The organism is Anaplasma phagocytophilum (genome assembly GCF_023476575.1).
GTDB classification, from domain to species: Bacteria; Pseudomonadota; Alphaproteobacteria; order Rickettsiales; family Anaplasmataceae; genus Anaplasma; species Anaplasma phagocytophilum_A.
Genome location: NZ_JAHLEX010000066.1, coordinates 1 through 7,165 on the forward strand (window position 1 = coordinate 1; position 7,165 = coordinate 7,165).

At 40.1% G+C, this 7,165-nt stretch carries 3 protein-coding genes; 2 read left to right on the top strand and 1 reads right to left on the bottom strand.

The annotated features are described in order from the left end of the window. Positions 1 to 286: 286 nt before the first annotated feature. On the bottom strand, positions 287 to 3,151 hold the full coding sequence (locus KPX09_RS03740) for a hypothetical protein (RefSeq protein WP_249549053.1): 2,865 nt from the start codon (positions 3,149 to 3,151) through the stop codon (positions 287 to 289). 480 nt (positions 3,152 to 3,631) lie between these two features. Here KPX09_RS03740 and hemB point away from each other — a divergent pair, with 480 nt between their 5' ends. Together hemB and nadE are read left to right on the top strand one after the other, a co-directional pair. Then, a complete protein-coding gene (hemB, locus tag KPX09_RS03745; protein ID WP_249549054.1) occupies positions 3,632 to 4,624 on the top strand; it encodes a porphobilinogen synthase in 993 nt (330 codons plus the stop codon). Next, positions 4,624 to 6,423 carry an NAD(+) synthase gene (gene nadE, locus KPX09_RS03750; protein WP_249549055.1) on the top strand — a complete coding sequence of 600 codons (1,800 nt, stop codon included), beginning with the start codon at positions 4,624 to 4,626 and terminating at the stop codon, positions 6,421 to 6,423. The genes hemB and nadE overlap by 1 nt, the downstream gene beginning before the upstream one ends. Positions 6,424 to 7,165: the final 742 nt, after the last annotated feature.

The following is a 7,165-nucleotide window of genomic DNA, read 5'->3' on the forward strand; positions in this document are numbered from 1 at the left end:
AGATTTATAGCGTCTTTAGCAACCAGCTCTTTTGTAATTTCTTCTCTTGCCGCATCTTTACCTATGGCAGTAGATCTCGCACCTCTAGATCTCTTATAACCTCTTCTACAGAAGATATAGCGTCTTGAAGCTTTTAAAGTATTTATCTTTTTTCACCAGATAGCTATTAACACTTGTAAAAACGGTATAGGTATATACCTCACAGATAAGTGCTACTTCGTGCATCCGACAACACTCTTGCTCAGATATATACTTTCTGACTGTCTCCATCTCCTTGTTTTATACACTAATACGGCCTGCCATATTGTGGTAGCTTCTCTCTGATTCTGGAAAAAAGCTCATATTCTGCAAACTTGGAAAAATCTTCACGTGGGTAAAATGGCGTCATCTCTTCCTGGAATTTTATCAAAAAGTTTTGTAACCCTTCCTTTGCAGATTGTATAACCTCATGGAGGTCTTTAATCTCTGTAATTTCTACGGATTCTGGAGTAATCCTCCAATACGCAAAAGATACCTCTTTCATCCCATTGCTTTCTGAAACACATATAGAGTCGATTACACCTCTAGACTCAAATCCGCACTGTATGTCAATTTGAGAGGGGACCATACCAACTTTATAACATACCACTGAGGGCGATTTTTCCCACAAATACGAAACACTGTCGCACTTTGATATGACCTTTATCCCCTTACTTACATCCCAAGTAAAATGAGGTTCTACATCTATTGCAGAAATATTGCACTTTCTTTCTTTATCTACTTGAAAAAAGTTATCTGCCATCCTCTCAAACCTTGGCCACCATAATTTTTCAATATACGGATAGCTCTTGCATATAGTAGCAAACTCTCTTTTTGCGATATCTAGCAAAACGTTATAGTCGCTGCCAAGGCCTATATCTTTCAAGTATTGTAGTAATATACTACGCACTGTAATAGCGAAATTTTTCGCCATGTTCCCGGTGTTTACTGGTCTTATAGGATAGATACCCAAAACATAACGTGAATAGAAAGCATAAGGATTGCTGATCAGCGTGCCTAAAGCTTCAGCTGTCAATACAGAAAGTACCTGATTCCTAACTTCAAGTTTAGGATTAGGTTCACAAAGAAAGTTACTGAGAGAAGCCGATTTATCTACGTTCAAATCTATAGAAGCAACTGTACGGCTGTCAGAAGATTTAGACGCATTGGAAGATGATAATAAAAAATCTAAATACCTAATAAGAAGTGGCGCTTCAGTGACTTTACCGCAGCTTTCAACTGACCTGGTGATATAAAGACGTTTCGCATGAAAGAGATTATACAATATACTCAAGGAGATGCCCTCATACTCTTCATCAGTGGGTATCTGCAACTTTTTTCTGATGGCATTGTTGAGTAAAGAACTTCGTCTTACTGAAGCAAATCCCCCTTCGTTAAAACCAGCTATAATTACAACTTCGCTCCTGACTGAGCCTATTGAAAATATATCATTCCTTTCATCCTTAAAATAACACTCCAAGATATCCTTACATATGTGCTTATAGTTACGTACAGTGAATGTCTTCTTCCCATTACAATAGTCCCTAAGATTTCTAAATAGTGCTTCTATTTTCTCAAAGATTCCATTACAGCTATCCCCCTGAACATTTTCCCCAACTAAATTCCTGATACTTTTTAAATGAGCCTGTATTATCTCGCCTAAAGAATGTTTGCCACCTAGTCGCATAAATGGCTCCATCGCTTCTACTACTCTGCGCCAATATTCCTTTAATTCTGCACTTCCCACTTCATATACAGCATTACTAATTGCTTCAAATCCTGAAACTGCATGCTTTCTTATTATTTCTGTTTCAAATTGATAAACTGCCGCCCTATATACCTCTCCATCTTCATAGCCCATCGTTACCATGCAGTGTTTTACCATTGACAAAAGATGCGCTGCTTCACCTTCTGATACCACAACCTCTATAGCACACTGCATAAGGGTCGTAATCACATGCGAATAGTCGCACTTAACTTGCTCTGAATCGCCCAATGACAACATAGAGTATATTCTAGATGACAAAGAGTCACTCCCTAGAAACACCGTACATACCCCCTGTATAGACCGTGTACAGCCTGCTATCTCCGATGCATACTGGTAAAGCCCTACCTTGATATCTGGAACACTACTTGATGTAGTGCTATTTGCATTTTTTTCAGTACCGTGAAATACGCCTCTATCATTCTCTAACACGCTACAACAATGCCGTTGCGCAATCTCTATAACCTTGCGCGCTTCTTCATTTTCTGAATTACATATCACTAATTCAATGTTTTGTTGCTCTTTAATGCGGTAGTATCGCTCATCTGATAGGTCAGGTATTTCAAAATTAAATGCTAAATCAACGAGATGGTTTTTGTCCCGTTGACCAAGAATACTCACTTCTTCTCTGCCTATCCCTAATGCAGCAAGCAGCTTCATAAAACGGTACTGATGATGCCCCATTTCCAGCGTTTTCCATTTATGCTCAGGCATTTCCAAATCTACGTATGGCAGTATGATAAAGCTGTCGGAAATACTCCCAAAAACTAACCGTAAAAGTTCTGAAAATGCTCTATTAGAAGCTATTCCTGCTACCACAACCTTCTTTCCAGATAAACACAATTCCGATAAGAATCTTTCGACTTGTGGAATCACTAATGCATAACTGTTACTATGCCCTGTACTTTTCCACCACCGGACAAAATCAATTAAGAATTCTGACGTTAAACACCGGTACCCAAAAAGATCTTCTTCATCTAACAGCGCACACAATCCATCCAAATCAGAACAGTTGAGATAGATTTCATCAAGCATCAAAAGTAATTCTTTTGCCAAACTTACAGGATAGTCTGTATTGCGGAGTACATTCCATTCTTCTATAAACTGCATGAATAACAAAAGTGCTCCCGCACGGGCTTCTATATCATCTCCGTGTATAATCTTCACAATCTCCGAAAATACCAAAACCGCTACGTTATTTTTTTCGCATTGCTTTGAAAAGTAGAATTGTAAGCATTCTGCATCACTACGATTAGGCACAACAACAGTGTCAATTTTTCTAAAATCCACGAATTTGGCGACTACTTCCCAAAATAGTCCACTGCTGTGAATTACAAATATCCTACTGTTCACATCACCCAAACTCACAAACAGACCTGTGTAAATTTAGGCAAGTGTACACATGAGACAATACAGAGTCACTAACAATAAGCTATCCCATCCAAAATGCCATAGAATGCTCGGCAGAAACCGGTAAAACCTTCAGGCGCACCTATTATATAGATGTGATAGAAACACAAAACTCTACATGGCAAATTCCCTACTCTGCAAGTTCAGAATTGTAAGGTTTCTAGTGGAACTCATCTTAGGCAGCAGAAAGTACTTCTATGTTTACTGTTAAACTGCAAAAACAGGCGTGGAGCTTGATAATGGCTATCTCCTATATGTCAGCGTCAATTATCGGCATGTCCACATAAAAAAAACTTCACATATATGTATCACGTTGCGTATAACCAGGAAAATTACTAACTATCTTAATATATTTGTCTGACATCTCAGTACAAATGAATTATTGATGTCATCTTACAAAAAAAATATACTCGGGGTAGGTTATTTTGTGTTTTGAGCATGCAGTTCCCAAAAACTCGACTTAGACGTAAGCGCGCTTATGGATGGATGCGTGACATGGTTCGGGAGACAGTCTTGCATCCTAAGGATCTGATTTTGCCTATATTTATCCATGAAAAAGAAGAAGCATCCGTAGTCTTGGAAGGATTAGACTGCATGAAGCGAGTCTCAGCTACAGAAGCAGTGCATCTTGCTCAGGAAGCTCATAGCTTAGGCATTAGTGCTATCATACTATTTCCTGCAGACTGTGAAAAGTCTCCTGATGCTGCTGAGGCTTCTAATCCAGAAAATTTAATTTGTAGAACAATAAGACTAATTAAGGAATCTGTTCCTGATATAGGTGTAATGGCGGATGTCGCTTTAGATCCGTACACGACCTCTGGACACGATGGGATTGTGGTAAATGGGGTAGTAGATAATGATGCCACGTTGGATGTATTGTGTAAGCAAGCAGTTGTCCTCGCCGCGGCTGGATGTGATGTAGTAGCCCCTTCTGAAATGATGGATGGTAGGGTTGGAGTCATACGGGAGTTCCTTGATAATTGTTCGTTTAGCCACGTAAGCATTTTGTCGTATGCAGCAAAGTTTTGCTCACACCTTCATAAGCCATTCCGCGTAGTGGTTGGGTCACGTACAGCATCTCAATCTGTGGATAAAAGCACTTACCATATGGATCCTGCGAATGCACGAGAGGCGCTGCTGGAAGCACAACTTGATATTGATGAAGGGGCTGACATGGTGTTGGTCAAGCCAGGGATTTTTTACTTAGACGTCCTTTCTTCCATAAGTAACACGTTTGATATACCTGTGCTTACTTATCAGGTTAGTGGGGAATATTCCATGCTGAAGGCCGCTGCCCTGCAGGGATGGTTGGATTATGAGGAATGTATGTACGAAGCACTGCTGAGTATGAAGCGTGCTGGCGCACGAAATATCATTACCTATGCCGCGCTGGAAGTTGCAAGGAAGTTATGCGGCACAGGTGGTGTATAGTGACAAGAATACTCGTAAAACAGCTAAATTATGGCCCTAATGCGGTTCAGAGTAATTGTGAGAGGCTACTTGCCGAATGTGTAGAGGCATCCGCTGGAGATATTGTGCTATTTAGCAGGTATGCAGTCTGCGGATACTTTAACAAGGCTCCCCTGCTTTCTGGAAGCCTTTTACAGCTTTGTAACAAACACCTGGAGAGCTTAGCTTCAAATATAGGTGACGTCTGTGCTATAGTTGGGGGGCTGGCACTGCAAGATGGAATGTTGACTGAAGCTATCTATCTAGTATCAGATGGTAAATATGAGAAACTCATAGATCTTCCTATTTCTTCATATGATGCAACAGGAAAATATGTCGTTTTAAGCTTAGGTGGCTTGCGCGCAGCATTGCTACTAGAGGAACATACCTCACATTCAAATGCACAAACCTGGTACCGTACTTGCAACAACGTGCCCCCTGATATAGATGTGCTGATACTATTGGGGAGGTCACCGCATGGCTATTGCAGTTTGCTTAGTTCTGATGCTGCAATGTCGATAATGCGGAACCATAGCGCATTTATTTATCTCAACATACTGGGGGGGTATGGGAGCAATGTCTTTATAGGGGGATCTCTGGTATACGATGGAATAAATGCCACTACGCTCGCACTTTGGGAAGAAGACTCTGGGATCATTGAAATTGAGGCTACGAATAGCATAGTAACATGCGCTGATGGAGTTCCTAGATCGCATTCAAAACATATTTTGGAACGTAACTGTATTCACAATAGCTCTAATGGTCCATCGGGAAATATTACCCTTGATGCTTCTCTTCCTCTGCAAAAAAGGGTAACTGAAGGAGTTTTGTCTACTTCAAAACATGTTATACACCACCCCAGCATTACCGTATTAGAACCTCATACTCTGGATGCCCACTCCCAGTTACATAATCTTAAAGTTTTCAGTCTTGCTGAGCTAAAGTCCAAGAACGTGGACCGAAATATGTTTGTATACCAGATGCTTATGCTTGCATTAAGGGATTATGTAAAAAAAAGCGGTTTCTCAGGAGTGCTATTAGGGCTATCTGGAGGTATAGACTCCGCACTCGTAGCTGCCATAGCTTCTGACGCTCTAGGAGCAGAGCATGTGCATACATTTATGTTGACTACAAGACATACTTCTCAATCCAGCGTGGACGACGCGCAACGGTGTGCTGGGCTTCTTGGAACGCATTATAAAGTTGTGTCAATAGAAGGAGCATTCTGCACTTGTATTGAGAGCTTAAAGACATATATTGATACCCCTACTCCTAATAATGCACTAGAGAACATGCAGTCTAGAATTAGGGGAATGTTTTTGATGGCTATAAGCAATGCCACCTCGCTTCTTCTTCTGGCTACTGGAAATAAGTCGGAATTGCTTACAGGTTATATGACTTTATACGGTGATACTTGCGGGGGATATGCTCCGATTAAAAATATATACAAGACAGATGTTTATGATCTTGTGAAGTGGCGTAATAGCAATATTCCCACAAATTCACGTTGTGAAAAAATACATATAATCCCCAACACAATAATAACAAAGGCCCCTTCGGCAGAGTTAAAACCTAATCAGACTGATCAGGACACTTTGCCTGAGTACAATAAACTTGATGGTATTCTAAGTTTATTAGTAGACAGATGTGCTACTAGAGAAGATATTGTTCTTTCTGGTTATACTGAAGAAGAAGTGGATCTGGTCATGGATCTTGTGAAAAAATCTGCTTTCAAGCTCGATCAAATTGTACCAGGACCTGACATATGTGCTAAACCATGAAAAACAAAACTGCTACTGCATTGGCATTTTTTATTCCACAATCCTGCGTAAATATTGGCTGAACAGCATAAATTACGTAAAGATTTGTGTTGATCTTGCAAAAGAGCCATGACCTTCCTAGAAGAGAGCGCTACTGGGTGCTGAGTGACTTGTCTGTAATAGAATGATATCGGCACATATTCTGCACACTATCAAATCTCTTTGCTTCTCACAAGTATAAGGAGTGAAAAACCTATTTTCAAACTCATCAACATAACCTGACATACGTGCTCAACTATGAAAAACAAAATTCCCTGCAACTTGCGTTAATTAATAGGCTAAATTAGCATTTCACAATCTACAAATTAGATAAGTCTTATCTCGTTACTCAAGATATATTCAATTACTAATACTCGCAAAAACACATATGATACTCACAAGAAGTACATCCCATTGTTGCTCTACCGTGTTACTAACAATAAATAGAGACGACAGTATACAGCTTTGGGTTCCCTTGCACCCTTGGAGCACGCCATAGTAACCACGCAGAGAAAAACCCCACACGTCCCATGCAGAATGGAGTATGCTATCTAAACCCTTATACTACTTTTTCTAACAGATTGATCCACACGCGTATATTGATGCAATGCGACTACGACGCACAACATACAGCGTGCAAAATCTCTGTGCATAGTAAATAACAAGAGCACTTTCAAGCTTATGGCAGTCAATACACCTTAGGCCTTTTTTATTCTCCTTATTT

Coding starts and splice junctions, on each gene's coding strand:
- hemB (WP_249549054.1), top strand. CDS start 3,632: ATGCAGTTCCCAAAAACTCGACTTAGACGTAAGCGCGCTTATGGATGG.